The organism is Pedobacter soli (assembly GCF_900101435.1).
GTDB lineage: Bacteria > Bacteroidota > Bacteroidia > Sphingobacteriales > Sphingobacteriaceae > Pedobacter > Pedobacter soli.
Window position 1 is genome coordinate 42,195 of sequence record NZ_FMZH01000007.1, and the last position, 23,606, is coordinate 65,800.

General features: G+C 40.0%; 14 protein-coding genes. 9 read left to right on the forward strand and 5 right to left on the reverse strand.

Annotated features, from left to right (window positions below; translation table 11 throughout):
* Window positions 1–30 precede the first annotated feature (30 nt).
* From BLR37_RS15710 to BLR37_RS15720, 3 genes are all read left to right on the forward strand, one after another.
* Window positions 31–2,280: a beta-galactosidase gene (locus tag BLR37_RS15710; protein WP_090770153.1), complete on the forward strand. Its 2,250-nt coding sequence runs from the start codon at window positions 31–33 to the stop codon at window positions 2,278–2,280.
* A gap of 85 nt (window positions 2,281–2,365) precedes the next feature.
* Complete coding sequence (locus tag BLR37_RS15715) at window positions 2,366–4,180, forward strand: right-handed parallel beta-helix repeat-containing protein (RefSeq protein WP_090770155.1); 1,815 nt, start codon at window positions 2,366–2,368, stop codon at window positions 4,178–4,180.
* 96 nt (window positions 4,181–4,276) lie between these two features.
* Entirely contained in the window at window positions 4,277–6,676 is a 2,400-nt protein-coding gene (locus tag BLR37_RS15720) for a glycoside hydrolase family 95 protein (protein WP_090770157.1), read from the forward strand.
* A gap of 11 nt (window positions 6,677–6,687) precedes the next feature.
* On the opposite strand, the gene BLR37_RS15725 is transcribed toward BLR37_RS15720, so the two are convergent.
* The 3 genes from BLR37_RS15725 to BLR37_RS15735 all read right to left on the reverse strand — a co-directional run bounded on the left by BLR37_RS15725 (window position 6,688) and on the right by BLR37_RS15735 (window position 9,759).
* Window positions 6,688–7,020, reverse strand: a complete 333-nt coding sequence (locus BLR37_RS15725) for a hypothetical protein (protein ID WP_090770159.1) — start codon at window positions 7,018–7,020, stop codon at window positions 6,688–6,690.
* Between the two features lie 76 nt (window positions 7,021–7,096).
* The gene (locus tag BLR37_RS15730) at window positions 7,097–8,305 is read right to left on the reverse strand and encodes an ATP-binding protein (RefSeq protein ID WP_090770161.1); all 1,209 of its coding nucleotides are present in this window, start codon (window positions 8,303–8,305) and stop codon (window positions 7,097–7,099) included.
* 272 nt (window positions 8,306–8,577) lie between these two features.
* Window positions 8,578–9,759, reverse strand: a complete 1,182-nt coding sequence (locus tag BLR37_RS15735; protein ID WP_090770163.1) for a GAF domain-containing sensor histidine kinase — start codon at window positions 9,757–9,759, stop codon at window positions 8,578–8,580.
* 376 nt (window positions 9,760–10,135) lie between these two features.
* Between BLR37_RS15735 and BLR37_RS15740 the strand changes: the two genes are divergently transcribed.
* The 4 genes from BLR37_RS15740 (at window position 10,136) to BLR37_RS15755 (ending at window position 12,201) form a co-directional block, all read left to right on the forward strand.
* A complete protein-coding gene (locus BLR37_RS15740; protein ID WP_090770166.1) occupies window positions 10,136–10,429 on the forward strand; it encodes a hypothetical protein in 294 nt (97 codons plus the stop codon).
* Between the two features lie 140 nt (window positions 10,430–10,569).
* On the forward strand, window positions 10,570–10,848 hold the full coding sequence (locus BLR37_RS15745) for a 7(1) septoil knot domain-containing protein (RefSeq protein ID WP_090770167.1): 279 nt from the start codon (window positions 10,570–10,572) through the stop codon (window positions 10,846–10,848).
* Window positions 10,849–11,019: 171 nt separating this feature from the next.
* Window positions 11,020–11,211, forward strand: coding sequence for a cold-shock protein (locus BLR37_RS15750; RefSeq protein WP_039473721.1), 192 nt, complete (start codon window positions 11,020–11,022; stop codon window positions 11,209–11,211).
* A gap of 258 nt (window positions 11,212–11,469) precedes the next feature.
* Window positions 11,470–12,201 carry an acyl-CoA desaturase gene (locus BLR37_RS15755; RefSeq protein WP_090770169.1) on the forward strand — a complete coding sequence of 244 codons (732 nt, stop codon included), beginning with the start codon at window positions 11,470–11,472 and terminating at the stop codon, window positions 12,199–12,201.
* A gap of 334 nt (window positions 12,202–12,535) precedes the next feature.
* Here the strand turns inward: BLR37_RS15755 and BLR37_RS15760 are convergent, their stop codons facing one another.
* Window positions 12,536–12,898 carry a response regulator transcription factor gene (locus BLR37_RS15760; protein WP_090770171.1) on the reverse strand — a complete coding sequence of 121 codons (363 nt, stop codon included), beginning with the start codon at window positions 12,896–12,898 and terminating at the stop codon, window positions 12,536–12,538.
* Window positions 12,899–13,877: 979 nt separating this feature from the next.
* Entirely contained in the window at window positions 13,878–15,194 is a 1,317-nt protein-coding gene (locus BLR37_RS15765; RefSeq protein WP_090770173.1) for an ATP-binding protein, read from the reverse strand.
* Between the two features lie 1,057 nt (window positions 15,195–16,251).
* On the opposite strand from BLR37_RS15765, the gene BLR37_RS15770 reads away from it, so the two are divergent.
* Both BLR37_RS15770 and BLR37_RS15775 read left to right on the forward strand, forming a co-directional pair.
* Window positions 16,252–16,719 (forward strand): T9SS type A sorting domain-containing protein, encoded by a 468-nt coding sequence (locus BLR37_RS15770; RefSeq protein WP_090770175.1) that lies wholly within the window; start codon window positions 16,252–16,254, stop codon window positions 16,717–16,719.
* A 19-nt stretch (window positions 16,720–16,738) separates the two neighbouring features.
* On the forward strand, window positions 16,739–23,290 hold the full coding sequence (locus BLR37_RS15775; protein ID WP_090770177.1) for an RHS repeat-associated core domain-containing protein: 6,552 nt from the start codon (window positions 16,739–16,741) through the stop codon (window positions 23,288–23,290).
* The last annotated feature ends 316 nt before the right edge of the window (window positions 23,291–23,606 follow it).

Here is a 23,606-nt window from a genome sequence, read left to right on the forward strand (position 1 = left end):
TTCACACACACACATTTGAAATTAATTAAGATGATTAAGGTAAAAATACTTTTATCAGGCCTGCTTGCATTTTTTGTATCGCTTTTACAAGCGCAGGTTTACCAGATAGATATTAAAAATAAACCACTTTTAGAACGGAGCAATATTGCCATGTCGGCGATAAACCCGGCTGGTATAAAGCTTGGGGTAAACAGCCAGTACTTCACTAAAAACGATCAGCCCTGGTTTCCGATGATGGGTGAGTTACACTATAATCGCGTAAGGCCAGAAGATTGGGAAACTGAAATTTTAAAGATGAAAAGCGGAGGCTTGTCTATTGTGGCTACCTACGTTTTCTGGAACGAGCATGAAAGAGAGAAAGGGCAATGGGACTGGATAGGTAACCGGAATATTCGCCAATTCATTCAGCTTTGCCAAAAACATAGTATGTATGTATGGTTACGCATAGGTCCGTGGAGTCATGGCGAACAGTTAAACGGTGGTTTCCCCGATTGGATTCAACGCCTCAAAGGACACCGTAGTAACGATCCCGAATATTTAAAAGCATCGGCTGTTTTGTTCGATCAGATTGCACAACAAACCAAGGGTTTGTTTTTTGCCAATGGCGGACCAATTATCGGTACTCAGTTAGAAAACGAGTATGCCAGCGGTCAGGCAGCACACATCAGTAAGTTGAAAGAAATGGCCCAAAAAGCACAGATTAATCCCGTTTACTGGAGTGTAACGGCCAATACCGTATTCGACGATAGCAAGATGGAAGTAATTCCTTTGCAGGGTTCTTATGCTTACAGAGGCTGGGAAAGGGCAGGCGGAGGAGCTACAAAAGACTTTTTGTACGGTAACGACCAATGGATCATGACTGACGCTTTAGGCAAGGTTTTTTATGATGTAAATAAATTTCCACGTGGACTTTGCGAGCAAGGTGCGGGCAGCCAGATGACTTACCGCAACCGCTTTGTTGTAGCGCCTGAAGTTATAGCTGCACATTTGCAGAACCAGATCGGCCGCGGAATGAACCTCGTAGGTTATTATATGTTTCATGGAGGTACACAAACTCCGGGTTTAAAAGAACCTGGTTACTCCGAAAGTTACGATTTTCAGGCGCCGATTGATGAATTTGGGTTGCTGCGCCCTTCATATAAACAACTTAAAGTATTGCATACTTTTGTTAACGATTTTGGAAAAGAACTGGCTCCTATGCAGGTTTATGAGCCCGCAAATCCCGTTCGTGACGAAAAGAATACCAGCGATTTAAGGTATGTAGTCCGGGCAAATGGCAATAGTGGCTTTCTGTTTTTAGGTAACACGCAAGTACGCATTACCATGCCCGATAAAACGGTTTCGATACAGGTAAATTTAGCTGACGAGACGATCCATTTTCCAACATTATTACTTAAAGGACAAACTACAGCCATTTTGCCTTTCAATTTAAAAACAGGTGCTACTTTAATTAAGTACGCCACTGCACAGCCCTTTGCCAAATTGGTGAATGGTAAAAATATCAGCTTATTTTTTAAACGTTTAAACGGTGTAAACCCTGAGTTGGCAATCGACAGCAGAACGCTAAAAAGTAAAAACATTGCAGGCTGGAAAGTTACCCAAGGCAGTAATCAGTTAAAGTTAGTTGCCGGTAGCCGCAACGATTGTAGCTTTACCGATGTAGATGGAAACCAGCTAAAAATAATATTTATTACCACTGCACAAGCCGAAAATGCATGGCGAACCCAATTGAATGGACAGGATGCACTTTTAATTACCCAAGCGGATGTTTTAATGCAAAAAGGCCAGCTTACCTTAGCACAATTAAACAAACCTGTGTTTAGCATGATGGTTTACCCTAATGGCTTGAAAGCCTTTAATACCGCTGCTAAAAAGTCTATCAATACACTTTTCGATACCTATACATGGCAGTCAGCGGTTTACAAACCACAAATTGCCATCAAATACCCTACCCATAAAACCGCTGAAATTACTTTGAACCCTGCACTACCTAAAAATGTAAATGATGTTATCTTAAACGTAAATTACCGCGGCAATGCCTGTGAGCTTGTTCAACAGGAAGCCATTAAAACAGATAATTTATTTAACGGCGAAACATGGCAAATCAGCCTCAATAGATTTTGGAAAAAAGGCAACCTTAGCCTCAATTTACAAGATTGGGATGATAAAACTACTGGAGTACCAGCCAATTTGGTGCAGGAAATAAAAGCCAAAGGAACAGGTTTTACGGCTATCACTGCAGTTCCACAATACAAAACAATTATAAATTTGAAGCCCTAACCATAAATATACCAGCTTTTTTAAGCAACAAGACTACACAAGATAGATTTTATGAATAGGTTAAAGCTATATTTATAACCACACAATGAAAAAATACCTTACCCTCCTGCTCTTGTGCATAGGCCATCAGCTCTATGCACAAAGCATAGATGTTACTCAGTTTGGTGCTAGCCCCAACAGCTTTGCCGATGCTACTGCAAGTGTTCAAAAGGCAATTGAATCAGCAAAAGGAAAAGTCAATACCCTGCTGAATTTTCCCAAAGGGAGATATGATTTCTGGCCCGATAGTGCTATTGAGACTCATTATTACATTTCAAACAGTTCATCTGAAGTTGAGTTCCGGGTTAAAAAACAACGGGTGGGGCTGTACCTAAAAGATTTGAAAAACCTCACCATTGAAGGCAACGGATCTGTTTTTGTATTTCACGGTAAAATGATTACCTGGGTAATTGATGGCAGCGAAAATATCCGGATCCAAAATCTTTCAGTCAACTATGAGCGCCCGGGCATGTCTGAAATGACCTTGCAGGAAATTACACCAACATTGGTTACTGCTAAAGTACATCCCGATAGCAGGTTTGCCATTATTGATGGCCATTTAGAATGGTATGGCGAAAAATGGATCACTAAAAATCATCATGCAGTGCTGGTTAGGCCAACTGCAGGCACCTTGTTTTACAGTAACTGGGATGTTTTTGCCAAAAGTAAAGTTGTACAAATTGCACCAGATGTAGTGAAATTTACCGGCGATTTTTCCAGATTTAAAGCCCTTCCTGGCGATGTGCTGACCGTTAGAGATCGTTACCGCGATTACGTAGGGGCATTTCAAAACCGCTCTAAAAACATCAGTTTGCAAAACGTTAACATGTTTTCGATGCATGGTTTAGGCATTGTATCTCAATTTTGCGAAAACCTGCACTACGATAATGTTGCCGTTGCACCAGAACCTGGGAGTGGCCGCGTAATTGCATCATCGGCCGATGGTATGCATTTTTCGGGTTGTAAAGGGCAGATTACACTTAATAATTGCCGTTATAATGGCATGCATGATGATCCTGTTAATGTGCATGGTACACATTTAAAGGTGAGCGAAGTGGTATCACCCAATACTTTAAAGTTAAAATTTATGCACCACCAGACTTATGGTTTTAATGCTTTTATTCCAGGCGATACTGTGGCTTATGTGCACAGCGCTGCATTACAGATTTTTGCACAGGGGGTAATTAAATCTGCCAAATTAATCTCCGAACGCGAAATGCTTGTAGAGCTCGAAAAGCCTTTTCCGGCCGGATTAAAAGTGGGTGATGCCTTAGAAAATGTAACCTGGACACCAGTCGTAAAGATTACCAATTGCAGGTTCGAAGGTACCATTTCTCGGGGTACGTTAATTACTACCAGGCGCAAAGTGCTGATCGAAAATAATGTCTACTACCGCACCGGCATGCAGGCTATTCTGATCGAAAATGATGCCATGGGCTGGTACGAATCTGGTCCGGTAACCGATGTAACCATTCGCAACAATCAGTTTATCGAATGTGGTTTTAATAGTGGGTCAGATAATTATGCGATCAAAATTAATCCCGAAAACAACGAGTGGGTTAAAAATTACTATGTCCATCGCAACATCCGGATTGAAAATAATATCTTCAAACAATACGATTATCCGGTTTTATCGGCAAAGAGCACAAATGGAATCTTTTTTATCAATAACAAAATAGAAAAATCTGATTTTATGCCGGCTGGTAAAGCACGTGCAGCGTTAAATTTTTGGGGATGTACAGGTGTACAAATTAAAGGAAATCAATTTGTCGATGAAAAATCTGCGATCCAATTGAAAGATATGGTTAAAAGCGATATCAAATCGGATATTAAATTCGAAGTTCCTTTAAAAAAGAATTAACTAAAGGCAGGATTTAGTTTAGCAATTGGTTTAAACCATTGAAGATTAAAATTTTGTTTTTCTTTAACTTACGCCTTGATTCAACAGATTAACCAAATGAAAATAAGATTTTTACTGAATTTACTTTGCATCGGTGCCTGCCTGAGTGTGCATGCACAGCAAAATAATGCGCTTAAACTCTGGTATACCAAACCGGCAACCCAGTTTGAAGAAGCTTTGCCACTCGGTAATGGTCGTTTGGGTGCCATGGTATATGGAGGTATTGAGAAAGAGCGGATTTCGCTCAACGATGCAACATTATGGTCTGGTGGATCAATAGATGCCGCCAAAATCAATCCAAATGCCCACCAATACCTACAGCCTGTACGCGATGCTTTATTTAATGAAGATTATAAAAAAGCTGATTCGCTGGTGCATTTTATGCAGGGGCCATATTCTGAAGCTTTTATGCCACTGGGTAACCTGTTTTTTAATTTAGCCCATAGCGGCAAGGTTTTCAGTTACAAGAGAGAACTCGATATTCAAAATGCCGTGTCAAGAGTTAGCTATCAGGCCAACCAAACTACCTACACGCGCGAAACTTTTGCCTCACACCCACAGCAACTTATCATTTTCAGGTTAACCGCTTCCGGAAAGGACAAACTCAATTTCTCCTGCAATTTCGATAGTAAACTGTTAGCTAAAAGTTTGGTTAAACAAGGTATGCTGGTACTTAAAGGTTGGGCGCCGGTACATACTGAGCCCAATTACCGCGGCAATATAGCTAACGCAGTAGTAAACGATACAGTAAATGCCATGCGCTTTGTTTCCATGCTGAAAGTGTTAAAAACTAATGGTAAACAGGTTTTGAAAGATAGTACTTTAACTATTAAAGGCGCAACAGAAGTGGTTTTAGCCCTTTCTATGGCAACCAGTTACAACGGTGTGGATAAGAATCCCGGAACAGCAGGTAAGGATGAAAATGCGATAGCAGCTGCTTACCTTAAAAACGTTGTCAATCGCAATTACGAAAGCATTAAAACTGCTCATCAGGTCGATTTCAGGAATTATTTTGACCGGGTATCGTTACAGCTGGGAGATACCGAGAACGAAAAATTAAGCACTGTAGACCGGCTTAACCGTTTTGCCTCTGGTAAAACCGATAACAGTTTAATTGCTTTGTTTTACCAGTACAGCCGTTATTTGTTAATCAGCTCGTCACGTATGGGCGGCCTTCCAGCAAATTTACAAGGCATTTGGAACGAATCGGTACGACCGCCCTGGAGCAGTAATTACACCACCAATATTAATGCACAAATGAACTACTGGGGGGCAGAAACAGGTAATCTATCCGAAATGCATCAGCCCTTGCTTGATTTTATTGGTCGTTTGGCTGGGCCAGGTTCCATTACTGCAAAAAACTTTTACAATGCCGGGGGCTGGGTATGTCACCACAACAGCAGCATGTGGGCCATGACTAACCCCGTGGGCGATAGTGGTGAGGGCGATCCCTGCTGGGCCAACTGGCCAATGGGAGGTACCTGGTTAAGTACCCATTTGTGGGAGCATTACGCATTTACACGCGATCAGAATTTCTTAAAGCAACAGGCTTATCCCTTAATGAAAGGTGCGGTACAGTTTTGCCTCGATTTTTTAACTACCGACAAAAAAGGTTATCTCGTAACGGCACCTTCCACTTCGCCCGAGAATGTTTACATCAACGATAAAGGCTACGCAGGTCAGACTTTGTACGGTAGTACTGCCGATATGGCCATGATTAGGGAGCTATTTACCGATTATTTGAAATCTGCCGACTTATTAAAAGTTGATGAAGCGCTTCAAATCAAAGTAAAACAAGCCATGGCAAAGCTTTACCCTTATCAGATTGGTAAAAAAGGAAATTTGCAGGAATGGTATCATGATTGGGAAGATCGTGAGCCACACCACAGACATTTATCGCACCTGTTTTCGGCTTATCCGGGTTATAGCATCACCACTTCCGAAACACCAAAACTGGCCGATGCCGTACGTAAATCGCTCGAATTGCGCACCAATGAAGGTACAGGCTGGGCCATCACCTGGCGGATAAACCTATGGGCAAGGATGCAAAATGCCGAACGGGCTTACGATGCAGTGAAAAAATTAATGCGCTTTGTAGGTAAGGATGCAGCCATCAAATATGGGGGTGGCGGTATTTATGCTAATTTGTTTGGTGCCCATCCACCTTTCCAGATTGATGGAAACTTTGGTGGTGGGGCAGGCATAGCCGAAATGCTGCTCCAAAGTCATCAGGGCTACATTGAACTATTGCCAGCCTTACCTATAGAGTGGAAATCTGGTGCCGTTAAAGGTTTGGTAGCGAGAGGGAATTTTGTAATAGATATGAGTTGGAAAGACGGAAAATTAACTAACACCAGCATACTTTCGCGTAAAGGTGGTAATTGTAAAATCAGCTATATGGGTAAAACCAAAGTATTGAGCACCCAACCCGGTAAAAATTATCTGGTGAAATTTTAAAGCTGGGGCGGTTAAAAAACTCCGGCGAAATAACATCGCTTTGTCCCGGCTACCGTTTTGAAGAAGCTTTGTTTAAATTTAATGATGTTTAAATAATTAGGCATAAAAAAGCCGGGAATATTTCTATTTCCGGCTTTAATTTTTTCCTGCGGAGCTAGGGTTATGTGTATTGCATCTCCAGTGGTCTCCAAAGGGGAGGATTCACAAAACGAAGCATTCGTTACACTCATCTTATTGTTTCCCGGTTTTCCATTTAAAGCTGCGCCTTGGTGAAAAGTCTGGAAAACAAAAAACCCGACTATCGTCGGGCTTCGTTTTTTTTGGCGGGGATGATGGGATTCCATTGCAACACTTAAAGGGTATTTTCTTGATTTTGAAAGATATTTACTTCAAATAGTAAGACACTTAATCTCGTTGTTGCTACCTTAGCAAATATTCATGGGCAGGAATAACATGAATGACCTTTCCATTTTTTTCGAATTGATCTTTTTGTGAAATGGTGACTAAAGTTCCTTCTTCTATATTAAATAATTCCAATGCTTCAATCATTCCATTGAGTTCTCTGTCTAAATTATCTGGGTTTAATTCATAACATACCTGAATGGCCTGATGAAAAGCTCCATTTTTAAATGTAATAAAATCACATTCTCCTTTTTCTGAAAAATAATAAATCTCTTTATAAGTTCGGCGAAGATGCAAAAAAATGAGGTTTTCGAATTTACGCCCATTGTCTTCGGTAAAAGATCCTGAGTTGACATTGACGAGACCAGTATCAATCGCATATACTTTCCTCGGGTTTGCAATTTGTTTTTTTAGAGAGTAGCTAAACTTAGGTACAAAATGCAATAAATAGGAATATTCCATATGTGACAAATATTCCAAGACGGTACTGGTAGCACCTACTTCAAAAATGTTTTTAAGCTTATTACCCGATACGGGTTTTCCGACATTTGAAATTAAATACTGGGCCAGGCGCCGGAGTGTTCTGATGTCTTTGATACTGTAACGCACTGCGATATCACGAATCAGTATGTCTTCAAAAAGATGGTTTAGAATATCGTCGGTTCTTTCTTTAATGTATTCTGGAAAGCCACCGATTGTCAAATAGTTAATTAGCGATTCGGCTGAAGGCTTTAATTTCTGATGGGAGATAAATTCGTGATAGGAAAATGGGAATAACTCTTTAGTAATGTGCCTTCCTGTAAGTTTAGTTCCTAGTTCTCTACTTAACAGTGAGGCATTTGAGCCGGTGACAACAATCTTATAACCTTCGTCTAATTTTTGCCGAACATATCTTTCCCATTCGGGAATAATTTGGATCTCATCAAACATCAGAACAGAGAGTTTTTGTTCTCTGATCAATTCGTCTAACCTTAGGAAATCCTTGTTTTCAAATTCATATAGCCTGGGATCTTCAAAATTGAGGTATAGTGCTCCGGGATATTTACTGCTTAACAACTGAAATAGTAAAGTGCTTTTTCCACATCTTCTTATTCCTGATACAATAAGGGCATGTGAAGCTAAATTTGGCAGTAGTGGTAGCGCATCTCTTTTTAGCCCTGTATCCTTGTTCGCTATATTTAGCCTTTGTGCCTGGATAATCTGATCGAGGATATTTTGAAGTATCATAAAAAAAAAAGTGTTTGACACAAAACTACAATAGTTTTGTTTAATAAACAAAACTATTGTAGTTTTTGAATGAAATGTCTGTCATAAAATTGAATATTCTATCTGGGTAAGTAAAAATGAAGGAGAGCGGTCTTTTTAGTCCTCAAAGGATTTAAATTCGTGCTTAAATTGTACATTTCGACAAAACTGGTTCTTCCCCAATTTTGGTCTGCCATCCGTTTTGTCTAACGTTCTGGCTAAAAGTGCCTCAATTTGAGGAAGAGGCATGAGCCTTATCCAGGTAATTCAACCTCAAAACACGTCCGCTCATTAATAGAAGAAACGCTGATGAATCCGCCATGTGCCCGTGCAATTTCACTTGCAATATATAGTCCCAGGCCAAGCCCCTGCTGGCCGGGCTGGACTTTACCCCTGGAAAATGGCTTGAACAAATGCGGCAAGATGTTTTTAGGGATCGGGGTTCCGTCATTCGAGATTTTAATCAGATAACCTTTTTCTTGTTGAGTGAAATCAATAGCTATTGGTTTTCCTTTGCTGCCATGGGTGATCGCATTTGAGAGTATGTTAGAAATTAACTGCGCTATACGCTTGTTATCTACTACCGGAATGTCTGTGTAGGTAATATTTTTGTTGATGATTATATCTGGCCATGCCATCTTAAGTTCTGTGATTACCTGTTCGATAGTTTCCTCCAGGCTGAGATGGTTATCGTAGTTGAGGACAATACCTGAGCCCAGTTTTCCGCTAGCGAAGTCTAAAATGTTATCGATCAGCCCGCGTGTACGAACAGCCGCATCGCTGATGATCTGCGCTAGACGCTGATTCCGCTCATCTAAGTTTCCTTTTAACTGAAGTTGAACTGCGCTTGAGATGGCGCTTACCGGATTTCTGAGGTCATGGCCTAGCATCGCAATGAATTGCTCCCGGAGTTCGGCCTCGTTTCGTTCTTTGGCAATGGTACGATCCCTATCAGCAAGCTGCTCCTGAGAATCCAAGTGAAAGCCGATAAGTTCAGCAAACAGTTTAAGGGTATTAACCACTTTGGGATTATTTACTTTTGCTGGAACGCGGTCAATGGCACATAATGTTCCGAAAAAAGATCCGTTTTTTAATATGATCGGTACAGAAATATAGCTTTGAAGGCCATATATTTTTGGGGTATGATGATCTTTATATAAGGGGTCTTGGTCAACTTGATCAATAACGACTACCTGCCGATGCTGCATGATTTCATTACAGATCGTCGTTTCTAGTTTCAGTTCGCCACCGGCATGAAGGCCAAAGCCTATTTTATCCAGTGTAGCACATGCGACCCAGGAAAATTCATCAACCCTGGCGATGGCTGCAAATCCCATTCCCGTGGTCTCACAGGCCAGCTCTAGAATATGGTTTACGGAAGGGATGTTGGATACTCGCTCAATATCCTTCAAAATGTGTTTTCCTGGATTGCTCATTAAATATTCTGGCCGGTTTTGGTGTAAATTTAGAAAAAATCAGTTAACCATTAGTGCCTGGTCTGTCCTGGAACAGTAATGTTACCAGGCACTAAAATACTTTGAGAAAACTAGCCCTGGGGGTTATCATCTGCCGGCAGTGTTTGACTTGGACAGGATTTACTAGCTTCACTGGATTAATGATTACATAATAAAGGGTGAGGTTAATTTTTTACTTACAGGCCCGTGCCTACTACCATTTGTGGGAAACTAAATCATTTTAAATAAGAACAATCCATTTAATTAGACTACATTAGAATGTTCACGATATTTTTTTGCCCTCTTATCATCGTTGTTCAATTATTCTCCTACTACCTCACTGTTTTAATATTTAGCTATGGAAAATCTCACCGAAGAGCAAAAGGTAATCGCTTTTGTAGACAAAATAATACTGGAATGGCCGGATATTTTTGATCGTTTCTGCTTTAAAAATAAGCATGTTATCTACATCCACTTCCTCAAACAGGCCTCTTCCAAGACCTTCATCCATACCCTTTTCCCTAAAATGGGAATGTTTGTTGACTTTAAATCTGAGATACAACTTGTTTTCCTGAATAAAGTTCATAGCAGCGAACTGACGATTATCGTTAATGACAAGCTGTCGGAGACCTGCTGGAATGTGGTATGTTAGATCAATATGAGACCTTCAGGGTAGCTGTAATTTTCCAGGCTATTGATGTGCCCGGGTGCGCCATTGATAGAGCAGAATGTTTAAAAGGCCTCAAGAGTTTCCCTCTTTAGCATATTTTTCAAAAAACAAATTTGTTCCGCATGGCAATAATATTTCAAACTCTATCTATTGGAGACGCCCATATCAGGTTAGCTGTAGTGACCGATCCTTTTCAGGCCGATTTATGGGTATACCGCGTCTCTTCAATTAAAACCGCGCATGGTGAGTGTTACTGGTTTATCACTCCGGATAAACAAGATGCAACCTTTCTAGTTTATTTTACCTCGGCAGACAGCGCGCAGGTGAAAGTCTATTTTACCAGCAATTACGAGGATGCCGGGTGGCAAAATGAAAGTCTCTTCAGGGGGAAATTTGGGTAAATACAATCTGTTGTTCAATTATTTATATCCAGAGAGATCAACCTTAAGGAGCGACTAGAGCTGATTAATGTGCGCTGATCTTGTTAAGATGCCTGCTCTGATCGGCTTAAAAATATAACTTTTTGATTTTCAATATATTTATGTATATTTGAAGACATTAAAAAAGAAATAATGCAACAAGGAACAGTAAAATTTTTCAACGAGACAAAAGGTTTCGGATTTATCGCACCCGCTGATGGCGCTGCGGAACTTTTTGTACACGTATCAGGTTTAATAGATACTATTCGCGAGAATGATGTCGTAAACTTTGAGGTTGAAGAAGGCCGAAAGGGCCCTAATGCAATAAACGTTAAGATCGCATAAGATAAACCTTTATATTGTATGGACATCTTTCCGCAAGGAAAGGTGTTTTTTTATTCCAGTAATTTATGCAAGAAAATTAATCTGATTAAAGTTGAATTGCATCGGTTAAGTGAGCATTCCCATACCGATGCTGCTTAAATTTCCAGGGCTTGCTCGAAGCCGAGAAATAATAACTATATTGCCGTACTTAATTTTATCCGACACGGGCCTATTTTGGCCGCTAGTTTAATTTTTCGTAATTAAACTTCAAGATAAAATATGTTAATCCCCATCTTCCTGATTATCCACTGGTATGCTTCTTTGTTTTTCCAGTCTTTCTTCCACCATCGTTATGCGGCACATAATCATTTTACAATGAGCAAGGCCTGGGAAAAATTCTTTTATATCTGCTGCTTTCTCACGCAGGGTTCATCTTATATCAGTGCAAGGGCCTACGGATTGATGCATAGGCTTCATCATGCCCATACAGATACGGTGAATGACCCGCATTCTCCTTCATTTTTCCAGAGTATACCGGCATTGCTCTGGAAGACACGCAATAGCTATAATGATATCTTCAAAGGGTACACAATTGTGGAGGAGAAGTACAGTAAAGATCTTCCCGAGTGGCAATCCTTTGATAAATTTGCTCATAATTGGTTGGCGCGGGTACTTTGGGGAGCGCTGTACACTGCTATTTACGCTGTCTTTGTAACCCACTGGTGGATGTGGTTATTCCTTCCCCTAACATTTTCTATGGGCGCTTTGCAGGGAATTGCTGTCAACTGGTGGGCGCATAGGTTTGGCTATAGAAACTACGCGCTAGGAAATACCTCCCGGAACATCCTGCCATTGGATCTGCTTTTCTGGGGAGAGGCATATCATAATAACCATCACAAAAATCCGGGAAGAGCAAATAATGCAGTAAAGTGGTTCGAATTGGATACTGGTTATGCTGTTATTAAGCTCATGCATAGATTGAAGATAATCAAGCTTAAAGCAATGCGTTAATCCCTGACCAGATTGATTTATTTCAAAATAGTTATAATCATTTTTCGATCGCGTGGGATTTTAATGATCAGATAAAATACATCCCCGCTGATAGCGATTTCACATAATTTTAAAAAAACAAATTCGATTTGAGCTACCCGAGTTTTCGATACCGAAATTTTAAGCCTGAATCTTTACAACAAATACGAGTTTGAAATTTTCGGTGTAAGCCCTCAACTTCTTTTTAATGTACTATTCTTTTGCGGCTTGAGACTTGAATGCATCAGTTTCTTCTATGGATAAAAATATCCAAACATGATAAGGGATTTTGATATAATATACAGGAAAACACACTCTAAACCATCATCTCGGAAACGCGTGCAAGAAGTTTATCAATATCAAACGGTTTATCCATGAAACTATCTGCTCCACATTTTCTTGCCAAAATATTCCCGTTAGACTCCGCCGACATCAGTAATACGGGAGTTTTATTCTCCGGGAATCGCGTTTTAAATATTCTACAGAGTTCATCACCATTATATCTGGATCCTAAGAGCCTGATATCCATTACAACCAAATTAAAGTTCTGTTTATTTATAAATTCAGGATCAGGTGCAATCGTGAATACAGTGGTTTGATAGTCTGCGATTTCGAAGATTAATTGAAATAATTCGCTAATTTCCTTATCATCCTCTACTATAAGTATGTGCTTTTCCATCGATGTCGATTTTAAGTGATTCCAATACGGTCACGGCAATCGAAGTCGAAGGCGATAAGAGTATCTCGGAGTATAAACGCAGGCTTAACCGGAAAGTTTGAGTAAATGTTAAAATAATAGCTGAAGTTTAGCAACTGTACACTCCATTTTTTACCATCTGATCTTGATGGTATCCTAAAGACTGACCCAAATATATCCAATCCGGCCCAATCTGACCTGGTCATTTTTCAAACAGTATTCGTAATTGTTGGTTCACTGACCCTTCACCTGATTCCTTAGAAGGCAATATTCAGCGTCTAAAAGGACAATTTAGACTTGGACTAACAGAAAATTACCTTCGATCAAAAATACTCCAACTAAAGATTTATAAATTTCGATTTTAAGGTCTTTAGCGCATCGACAATTTAATTTCTCCATGCAAAACAATTAATGAGCCCAGTCAGGCTTCCGGAAAGCTTAAAACTTCTTAAAGTGAGCCGAGTGGCCATTTTGAAGCGAAATAGAGTCAGTAATATAGACCGAAAAAGCTGGCCACTATGCTCGAAAACAGGTGGATACTATTGCCGAGATCCCCATGTAGGGCCGTTTTTATAACTTTTTCTCTTCTTTAAGTAGAAGAGTAAACTCAAATTAATTTTCATAATGACTCACCTTAAAGTGTAACAAATCTAGCTTTGCAGTCATTAAAAATCAAGATGTATATCTTCTTAATATATTGAAGATTAGTATTTTATGTCGTTTCGAGTGCGCACTTTTCAAAATTGAATTTACTCACCGAACTGCTCACCTCAAGTATCTATTTTATACATATTTTGGTACTTCCGAAAATTAAAAAAGCCCGCTATCATACGATTTGCGGGCTTTTATAAGGTTTTGAACCATTTTTGGCGGGGAAGAAGTCAACCCATTAGAACACTTGCTAGAGCTTTTACGGATAATAAGGAATATCTATAAGCATAAAAACCGGTCATAAATTCTCCTAAATAAGTGCAAGTAATTTCTCTGTATAGTCGACCAAAAACAAAGGAATATTAATTAGCCCATCATCTCTTTTCAGGTTTTTTAATGAATATCTTACCCGTACAGATGGTTCATAAAGACTATTATATATCGATAGGCTCTTACTGCGTACATTCTCATCAGATTTCACTTCAATAGGGACAATCTCATTTTTAATCTGAATAATAAAATCAACTTCGGCCTGGTTACCCGAAGTCCAGTAGCGCGGCTGCACTTCAAAATTTTTAATTAGGTGCTGCAACACATAATTTTCGGTCAAAGCGCCTTTAAATTCTGTAAATAAACGATTTCCTTCTCTAATAGCTATCGGATCAAGTAATGAAAGCCTGCGCAACAAACCTACATCAATCAGATAAAGTTTAAATGCCGAAAGATCATCGTAAGCGGAAACAGGCAACCCTGGCTTGGTTATTCTAAAAATTCTGTATACCAGGCCCGCATGCGAAAGCCAAAGCAAGGCGTCTTCATATTCTCTTGAACGTGCCCCTGTTCTTACGCTTTGGTAAAGAAACTTTTTATTATCCCTTGCCAGTTGTGAAGGAATTGAAGCCCATAGATGGTTAATTTTAGGCACATCCTTACTCTCCGCATATTTCGAAAAATCAAGAGCGTATGCGTTCACTATATTTTGCAACACCTGCTGTGTCTTTTCTATGTCCTGTTGTTCCAGTAAAGCAACTACCGCTTCGGGCATTCCCCCGCAAATAAAAAACTTTTTTAATTTATCTACCAACGGATTAAAAAAGATATCGGGTATAGGTTCCAGCTTATCTATACTTTCAACATAGGCAAAAAGTTGAGGATCATCCGCCGATAAAAATTCAGAAAAACTAATTGGATTTACCCTTAAAAAATCAACTTTCCCTACCGGAAATGAATTACCTTTTGACATCGCAACCCCAAGTAGCGAACCTGCACTAGCCACCGCATATTCAGGTGCATTCTCATAAAAATACTTTAAAGCATTTAGTGCTTCATTACATTCCTGTATTTCATCAAATATAATCAGTGTTTTCTGCGGCAGTATCGGTAAACCATGCACTAGTGATAAATTTTGTATAATGCGCTGTATATCCTTGGTATTTTCAAAAAACTGCTTTAAATCCGGCTGTTCCTCAAAATTAAAATATGCAACATTGTCAAATTCGGAAGCACCAAAATGTTTCAATAACCATGTTTTACCAACCTGTCTTGCGCCTTGGAGTACCAGCGGTTTACGGTTTGGGTCTATTTTCCAGGAGGATAAATTTTTCTGTACCGTTCTTTTAATCTGCATGATCCACGTATTTAGTATGATTTGTGTGATTTAAATCACATAAATGGCATTAAAGTGTGTAAATCTATGTAAACTTTCTCGGTTCAACAAATTATTTAGCCAATAGTTACTCCTCTTCTATCAGTTACATACTGATTTAAGTTTAGAGGACAAATTTAGAACACTAAAAGATTGTATACGAAGGCCTTAAAACAATAAAGTCCAACAATGTTGGGGAAGTTGTGGTGTTCGAATCCCCTAATGCTCTCAGGGTCTTATAGTTTATTTTTAGAAAAACAGTACGATTTTTAGTTCAAATCGTTAATACCCATCAAAGGTTGTTCTTTTTGTTGTTTTACAAATGATTGATTATCAATCTTATATAAAAGACAAAAGCGCGTGTTCTAAAAACACGCGCTTTTGTACTTATGGCGGGGAAGAAGGGAGTTCATTGCAACACTTCGAAGGCATCTTTTCTGTTTTAAAGGATATTTACTCGAAAAAGTCTGAATAATTAACTGGTTGACTAGCATACTTAAAATTAGATTCTCTCCATTATTGTATCGCATCTTAGCAAGGATGATTTTGCTGAATTTAATCGCAGATTTAAATTGCCATCCGCTACTAATTTTATATTGTTAATTGTCACACAGTCTTTTGCATGAGCAATTAGGTCATCTACAGTCGTACAGCCTTTTTTCTTAAAATGAGCATCACATTGATCGATAAAATTTTGATGGCTTTCGTAAGGCACCGATACTAGTCAATTCCCGGTGAACAGCAGGAATCTAAGTTCAACGCAAAACATGATTATGGAACGGAGTAACCACCATACCTCATATAATCAACTTTAAAAGTTCCTTTCTAAATCTGACGACTAAATCACTCTAGTCAAATATAGAAACTCCACTATTGCTTTTGAATATTTTGATGTATATCAAATTGATGGATTTATTAGTGGTTTCGTGTAATAAATTAGCGTGTTCGTGTAAAAAAGTAATGGTGTTGTTTGCCAGTTTTACATCTTCGTGGCGTTAAAATTAAACTAAGAATTAACTGCTCATTTTAAGCTCTCAAAATGCCTAAAGTCTATCTACTTCTTTTAGCCATAGTATTTTGCTATGTACCTGTACAAGTACGTGCACAAAAATTAAACTTCAGTTATGACGCGTCGGGCAATCAGTCCGAAAGACGGTGGGTTTGCATCAATTGTAGACCTGCAGCTGGTTTGCTTGCGGAAAAAAAACTGTCAACTGGGATTTCACCAGCTCAAAACGAGGGCGATGGGATTACGGAAAAAACACTGAAAGTCTATCCGAACCCGGTAAGTGAGAGTGTGAATGTATCCTGGACGCTTCCCAATAGGGCTTATGTCAAATCCATGGAGGTAATTGGTATGGGAGGCAATAGGGTGTTTACAGGTAAGTATAGCCCTGAAGATAAAAATACCCAGATTGTTTTAAATAAAATTCCACCAGGAACCTACCTGTTGGTTATCAAATACTCAGACAGTACTTCAGAGTCCGTTAAACTCATTAAAATCTAGATAATATCGCCATATACTCATGAAACATTTTTTGCTCTCAAGTTTTTTTTCTGTCTTTTTTATTGCCTTCTGTTCAGCTCAAACGCAACCTGGGAAATCAACTAAGCAGGCTGATACCTCTGTAATGGATTCTACTTCTGTTAAACCTCTGCTGTTTAAAGAAATCCGTTATGTAGAGGGGGCTGTTCCTGTTTCGAAAAAGGATACTTTGGCTTTGAAGGGTGCTAAAGGGGGGAAGGTATCTAGAAATACTGCCAATAAAGTGGTGGCTCCTGGTGATCCTGGGGACCCAGGTTATCCACCTGTTGATCCGGTAGACCCTGTAGATCCGCCAAGTGGAGGGGTAACTGTTGATGCTGGCAGGACTGCCAGTTCTTTGGACGTTTCTGCAACGGGCGGGTCAACCTATAGTGTTCCAATTACCGTTCCTCCAGGGATCGGTAAGGTGCTTCCCCAGCTTTCCATTTCGTATAATAGTCAGGCTGGGCGCGGTATTGCGGGATTGGGTTGGAGCGTGACGGGACTATCTGCGATAAGACGTATCTCTACTAGTATGTTCCATGATGGCCGGATTGATGGGGTAAATTTTAACCAAACTGATAGGTTTGCCCTTGATGGTCAACGTTTGCTTCCTAAAAGTGGCATTTATGGAGCTGATGGGAGTGAATACCAGACTGAGAATTATTCCAATCTTAGGATTATTTCTCATGGAAGCTCGCCTTTTGGTAATAATAGCGGGCCTGAATATTTTGAGGTTTTATATCCTGATGGCTCTAAGGCGTTTTATGGGAGTAGTTCATCTTCCAGGACTCCGGATGAGTATGCGCTGACTTATACTGAAAATCCGGTTGGGGCGCGTATTAGCTATCAGTATCTTAACGCAAATAATGTTATGCTTATCTCTCAAATCGAATATGGTGGGATTGGAGCTGCGGCTGGTATCAATCAGGTTGTCTTTAGCTACGGATATGCCTATAGGGCTGAGCAAGGTTACACTGGTGGAATTTCGTCCTATCAGGATAGGATTTTAGATAAAATATCGGTAATCGGAAGTGGTAGCTATACCAGACATTATAAGCTTTCTTATGGTGTGGTAGGGACTTTAAATTATCAGAAGCTTATTAGCATACAGGAGTTCAATGGAAGTGAGCAGTCTTCTTTTAGTCCAATTTATTTTAGCTATGGCGCTACAAATGATGTTGTAGTTACCAATACGATAAGTAATCTTAGTCTTTCAGGAATAGCGAGTAATAACTCGGAGATCCTGACGGCTGATTTCACCGGGAATGGTACTATGGATTTTTTATTGTATCCAAACGGTTATAAGGATAAGTTCTGGGCCTTTTATGATATGGAACCCAACTCGCCTTATTATCAGGTTGGTTATCAGGTAAATACTGGCGCTTTTTTAGATATATTTCCGACCACTTCGCTGAGTTGGAACAATAAGGTTCTTTCAGGACAGGGAATGCTTTTGGTTAAGCAGAATGGTTCAAATGCGTTTAAATTCGATGTTTACTCTTCAGGAACGGTTCAGCCGGTTTATTATCAATATACCAAAACCTGGGATAATGTGCCTGCAGGGCCGGCATATTTTTCAGATTATGATTATCAGACTCATGATGGGATGCCTTTGACGATGAAATTTGTTTCTGGGGATTTCAATGGTGATGGCTTAACGGATATTATTGCGGTCAATGACGGATTTGTGGTGACCCATGAGTCGCTTGAATATTATCAAGATCCATGGGATGACCGGGCAAGCTATTATTATGGAATGCCGCAATATGAGGATAGGGGATCTAATGCTTATTTTGTAAACATGGATAGGGGACTTACCGCTAATTATGTTACTAACTTAGGTGGACTTGCTCAGACTTATATTACAGGAGAGAAGCTGTTAACCGGAGATTTTAATGGTGATGGTAAGACAGATATTCTTCATGTAAAAAATGGGGTAATGAATGTCTACAGTATGAATAGTACAGGTGGTCTTCAGCTGCTTTGGAACCTTCCTGATAACAGGATTAGCCTTTCTCAGCAAATACTTCTAGGTGACTACAATGGTGACGGAAAACTTGACGTGATGTTTTCTACAGGGAACAATTCTCTCTTCGCTACCTTTATGTCGACAGGGAAATCCTTTGAAAAAAGGGAACAGTACCAACCATTTAATAATACTGCCGGAACCTGGAACGGAAATCCTCCTGGTACGCTTGATCTTTATTATCTGGTTGCCAACGATGTCGATGGGGATGGTAAAACAGATATTCTCTCTTCGAGGACCGTTACCACCAACAACAGCAACTATGGCAGTACTTATATGACTGTCTATTATAGTGGCGCTCCATCTTCAAATGGACAGCCGAATTTCTTTTATGGAGCTTCAACAAGTAATTATGGTCCTTTAAAGCATTATCCTATTCCGATCTTTTTAAATCCATCTAAACCTAATGTTAGGTTGGAGTTTGGCTTTATGAGCAATAATAGTATTTCTCTTTATCGCTTCAATAGGGATTTTAAGATCGAGTCTCAACTTACCAGTGTCAATCAGGATGGTGTAACCCATGCTATAGAATATAAATCTATTGATAGTGAGCAGGTCTACACCAATGATATTCAGGTTTATGCTGCAGGTTATGATCAGAGTTATCCTTATGTCGACTTGCAGACTATTCCGGGTTTGAATGTGGTCAGTAAGGTTACCCGTTATTATGGTTCCGAACAGCTTAGCCAGGTATTTGGCTATGGAAAGGCTGTGAGCCACGCCGGTGGGCTTGGTTTCCTTGGCTTTGGTGAGGTTATCCGGAGTAATTGGTCTACAGGAAATGGTGACAATAACCGTAATTTTACTACCCAAGTTTTTGATCCGCAACTGCGAGGTGCATTGGTTAGGCAATTTGTCTCTAAGAGCACGTATATCAATCCCTCGATAAAGAATATGGTGTTTACTTCTCCACCAGCTAATGCCGGGGTGGCTGATGGGGCTTCATTGACTGATTATATAAGCAGGTCTGACCAGGCTTTCAGTAGCCAGCTGCTTGCCAACAAGGTTTTTATTAACGTAGCTGTTGCCACCTGTGAGAAGGATATGCTAAAGAATACTTTCCAGACCCAGGTTGCCCAATATGATGGTTATTTTAATAGAACTAAGACAACCAATAATATAAATGGGGTTGGTAGTCAGATTGTTGAGGTAACTTATGATAATAATCCTTCAGGTTATTATATAGGCAGACCGCTGAAGGTATCCATGACCCTTAACAATGGCTCAGATGTCACAAGTAAGGAAGAGGAATATACTTATTCGGGTTTTCTTCCTACGCAGGCCAAAAAGAAGGGGCAGGGAACAGGTTGGTTAACTGAAGATATTCAGTACGATAGCTTCGGTAACCTAAAACAAAAAACTGTTACCGCACCAGGTGGTGGACAAAGAACAATGTCTATGATCTATGATGCTTCAGGGAGATTTGTGATATCTTCTACCGATGTTAATGGTATTTCATCTGGTTCTGTCTACGATCCGGTGATGGGAAATAAGTTAAGCTCAACAAGTCCGACCGGTCAGGTGGAGAGCTATGTTTATGATACCTGGGGCAGGTTGGTAACTACTACTGATTACCTTAGTACCAATTCACAAACGAGCTACCAGCGCGATGGCTTTAATATTCTCATTACCGATACTGATGATGAGGGACACTCTTCTATCTCGGTTACCAACGCTTTGGGGCAGGTAATTGAGGTTAGAAAGAAGAATATTTTAGGACAATATATCGGTACTGCCACTCAGTATGATGTTTACGGACGGGAGAGTGCGGTAAGTGAACCTTCTCAGGCAGGAAATTATTCACAGTGGAATACCACAAGCTATGATGAATACGGTAGGAGTAAGCAGACTGTTAGCTACACTGGTAAAATTGTCAATTTGAGCTATAACGGTTTAAGTATTACTGCTAATGATGGGGTAAAGACAATTACCACAACGAATGATGCTTTTGGGAAAATTGCGAGCCTTGTGGATCCTGGGGGAACGATCAATTACACCCATTTTGCAAATGGTAATGTTAAAACGGTGAATTATGGAGGATTTGTTCAGAGTATTGAGCAAGACGGTTGGGGTAGAAAAACAAAACTGACCGACCCGAGCGCGGGAATCTATCAATATGAATACGATAACTGGGGACAGCTGACAAAAGAGGTCTCACCTAAAGGTTATACGGAATACAAATATGATGCGGCGGGAAACCTGGATGAAAAGAAAATCGTTGGGGATGGTACCAACATGAAATATAATTATACCTACGATCCTGCGACTAGGCTGATTTCTAACCTTGCGTTGACCAATTCGGATGGAAATAATGCCAGCTATAGCTACTCTTACGATAGTTATAAACGATTGAGTAGCACGGTGGAGGATAATCTGCATGCGCGTTTTGTTAGGTCTTATACTTACGACAGTTTCGGAAGGGTAATAACTGAGGGCTATGAAGCTAAGGATAAGCAGAGTAATATCACCGTTCAGAAAGTGATTGAAAAACAGTATCAAAACGGAGAGCTCCTGCAGACTGTTTTTCAGGGAACAGGTCAGGTTATTTGGAAATTAAATAATCTGGACAGTAAAGGTAAACTCAGTATTAGCACACAGGGATTAGCATTGAAGAATACTTATCAGTATAATTCTTATGGTTTGCCGCAGCAGACTATTGTAGAGAATGTTTCGGGGAATCCAGTAACGCTTATGGATTTGGGTTATACTTTTGACTCGCAACGTGGCTTATTAACAAACAGAAGTAACAGTGCCTTTAATTGGGCTGAAAGTTTTAGTTATGACAATCAGGATAGGCTGACTAATTTTAACGATAACCAGGGAAATAAGAGTCAGACTTATGATAATCGGGGGCGGATACTGAATAATAGCGAGTTGGGGGATTATACTTACGATGGAGGAAGCTATAAACAGACGGAGCTCGATCTTAGTAATAATGCGACTGCAAATGGATACTATCAGCAAGAACATGCTCTTCAGCAGATTAGCTATAATGCGTTTAAAGCTCCTGTTGAAATAATTGAGCAAGGTAAGGAAAGAATCTCGTTTCAGTATAATGCTGGTATGTCCAGGTCTCATGTGTATTATGGTGACGAGCAAGCTGATCCGCTGAACAGGCGTTTCAGGAGGCATTACAGTGAAGATGGTGGCATGGAGATTACTAGCGATATGCAGACTGGAAAAACCAGCTTTATCTTTTATCTTGACGGAGATCCTTACTCGGCTCCGGCCATTTGGAAGGAGGAGTTTCAAAGTAGCCAGCATACTCAAAATCTATACTTTTTGCATCGTGATTATCTCGGTAGTATAGTCATGATTACAGATGAGCAAGGTGGGGTGGTGGAGAAGAGACAATTTGATGCCTGGGGTAATATTTTGAAGATTGAAGATGGTTATGGAAATGCACTCGCTGTATTCCAGATCTTGGATCGAGGTTTTACAGGCCATGAGCACCTGCTTGGGGTAGGACTTATACACATGAATGGAAGACTTTATGATCCCAAACTACATCGGTTCTTAAGTCCGGACAATAATATACAAGATCCTTCAAATACCCAAAATTTTAACCGGTATGCTTATGCGATGAATAATCCCTTAATGTTTACAGATCCTAGTGGAGAATTTATTTTCGCATTTCTTATTCCTCTTGTAGGCAAACTTGTAGCGACCATTATTACCGGTGCAATCATTGGTGCAGGTGTAGGGGCTGTGAGTTACACTGCAAGCGTGGGACTGAGCAATGGAGGATTTAAAAATTGGGATTGGGGACAGTTCGGTAAATCGGTAGGTTTTGGCGCTCTCTCCGGGGCAGTGACGATGGGGATTGGCGAGCAGTTCGGTGGTATTGGCAAATTCGGGCATGAAATGTTAAGAGGTGCGGCACACGGACTAGCTCAGGGTGGTATTTCTGAGCTTTCAGGTGGTAAATTCCTGACAGGTTTTGCCACAGGCGCAATAAGCTCAGTTGCAGGTAGTGCTTGGGGTACTTGGGGTGGAGATTTTGCAGATAGTCCTATCGGAATGCTTGCATTTTCTGCGGTTTCAGGAGGAGTAACAGCTGAACTAACAGGAGGTGATTTCTGGAGGGGCGCAAGTACCGGAGCAATAATTGCCGGATTGAACCATTTGGCTCATAACCTATTTCAGCCAGATCCCAATGAGAGACAATTAAAGTTACTATCCAAAGGAGAGATACAAAAATTGAAGGATAGTGGGTGGGATCACTCTGACAAACAGGGTGGTGGAAAAATAGATCTCTATAAAGATAAAGATGGATGGGTATATGAAGTACGAAAAGGCGGGAATGGGCCACCTGAACCCACTTATATCAATTTGAAAAATTTAGATCAGATGAAAGTTTATAATAATGGTTGGTGGCATATAAAGTACAGAAGTGGTTTAACGCTTCCTGTAATCTCACCTGCTCCTGTTGTGACGGTTCCGGTAATGCCAACAATGCCAATAATAGCCCCTAGGATTGTAGCGCCACGGATATTTTTGCCAGAGCTTTTACCAATTTTTTAAGGAAATGAAAAATATCGGATCTAGATTTTAAAAACTATAACAAAAAATAGAGCTAACATTGTAGTACATTTTATAAGCTTTTTTGATATACTTTACTCACCTAAGAAATAAGTAAGAATGAACTAGGATGATAGATATGGAGCCTAAGGTGTTCCGTTTATTGACAGAAGGCCTTGCTATTAAAATGTTAGCCGTTTAAGCGTCTGGAAAAAAATCCTATCTGGAGAGAAATGAAACTATGCTAATAGAATATTGTGTAGATCTTTTATGGAATATCGGTCGTTTTAGGAAAAGTAATCCGTAATGTATTATTAAA

Excerpts from the sequence above, each read along its gene's own strand:
- BLR37_RS15710 (WP_090770153.1), top strand. The coding sequence starts at position 31 with ATGATTAAGGTAAAAATACTTTTATCAGGCCTGCTTGCATTTTTTGTA.
- BLR37_RS15715 (WP_090770155.1), top strand. The coding sequence starts at position 2,366 with ATGAAAAAATACCTTACCCTCCTGCTCTTGTGCATAGGCCATCAGCTC.
- BLR37_RS15720 (WP_090770157.1), top strand. The coding sequence starts at position 4,277 with ATGAAAATAAGATTTTTACTGAATTTACTTTGCATCGGTGCCTGCCTG.
- BLR37_RS15725 (WP_090770159.1), bottom strand. The coding sequence starts at position 7,020 with ATGGAATCCCATCATCCCCGCCAAAAAAAACGAAGCCCGACGATAGTC.
- BLR37_RS15730 (WP_090770161.1), bottom strand. The coding sequence starts at position 8,305 with ATGATACTTCAAAATATCCTCGATCAGATTATCCAGGCACAAAGGCTA.
- BLR37_RS15735 (WP_090770163.1), bottom strand. The coding sequence starts at position 9,759 with ATGAGCAATCCAGGAAAACACATTTTGAAGGATATTGAGCGAGTATCC.
- BLR37_RS15740 (WP_090770166.1), top strand. The coding sequence starts at position 10,136 with ATGGAAAATCTCACCGAAGAGCAAAAGGTAATCGCTTTTGTAGACAAA.
- BLR37_RS15745 (WP_090770167.1), top strand. The coding sequence starts at position 10,570 with ATGGCAATAATATTTCAAACTCTATCTATTGGAGACGCCCATATCAGG.
- BLR37_RS15750 (WP_039473721.1), top strand. The coding sequence starts at position 11,020 with ATGCAACAAGGAACAGTAAAATTTTTCAACGAGACAAAAGGTTTCGGA.
- BLR37_RS15755 (WP_090770169.1), top strand. The coding sequence starts at position 11,470 with ATGTTAATCCCCATCTTCCTGATTATCCACTGGTATGCTTCTTTGTTT.
- BLR37_RS15760 (WP_090770171.1), bottom strand. The coding sequence starts at position 12,898 with ATGGAAAAGCACATACTTATAGTAGAGGATGATAAGGAAATTAGCGAA.
- BLR37_RS15765 (WP_090770173.1), bottom strand. The coding sequence starts at position 15,194 with ATGCAGATTAAAAGAACGGTACAGAAAAATTTATCCTCCTGGAAAATA.
- BLR37_RS15770 (WP_090770175.1), top strand. The coding sequence starts at position 16,252 with ATGCCTAAAGTCTATCTACTTCTTTTAGCCATAGTATTTTGCTATGTA.
- BLR37_RS15775 (WP_090770177.1), top strand. The coding sequence starts at position 16,739 with ATGAAACATTTTTTGCTCTCAAGTTTTTTTTCTGTCTTTTTTATTGCC.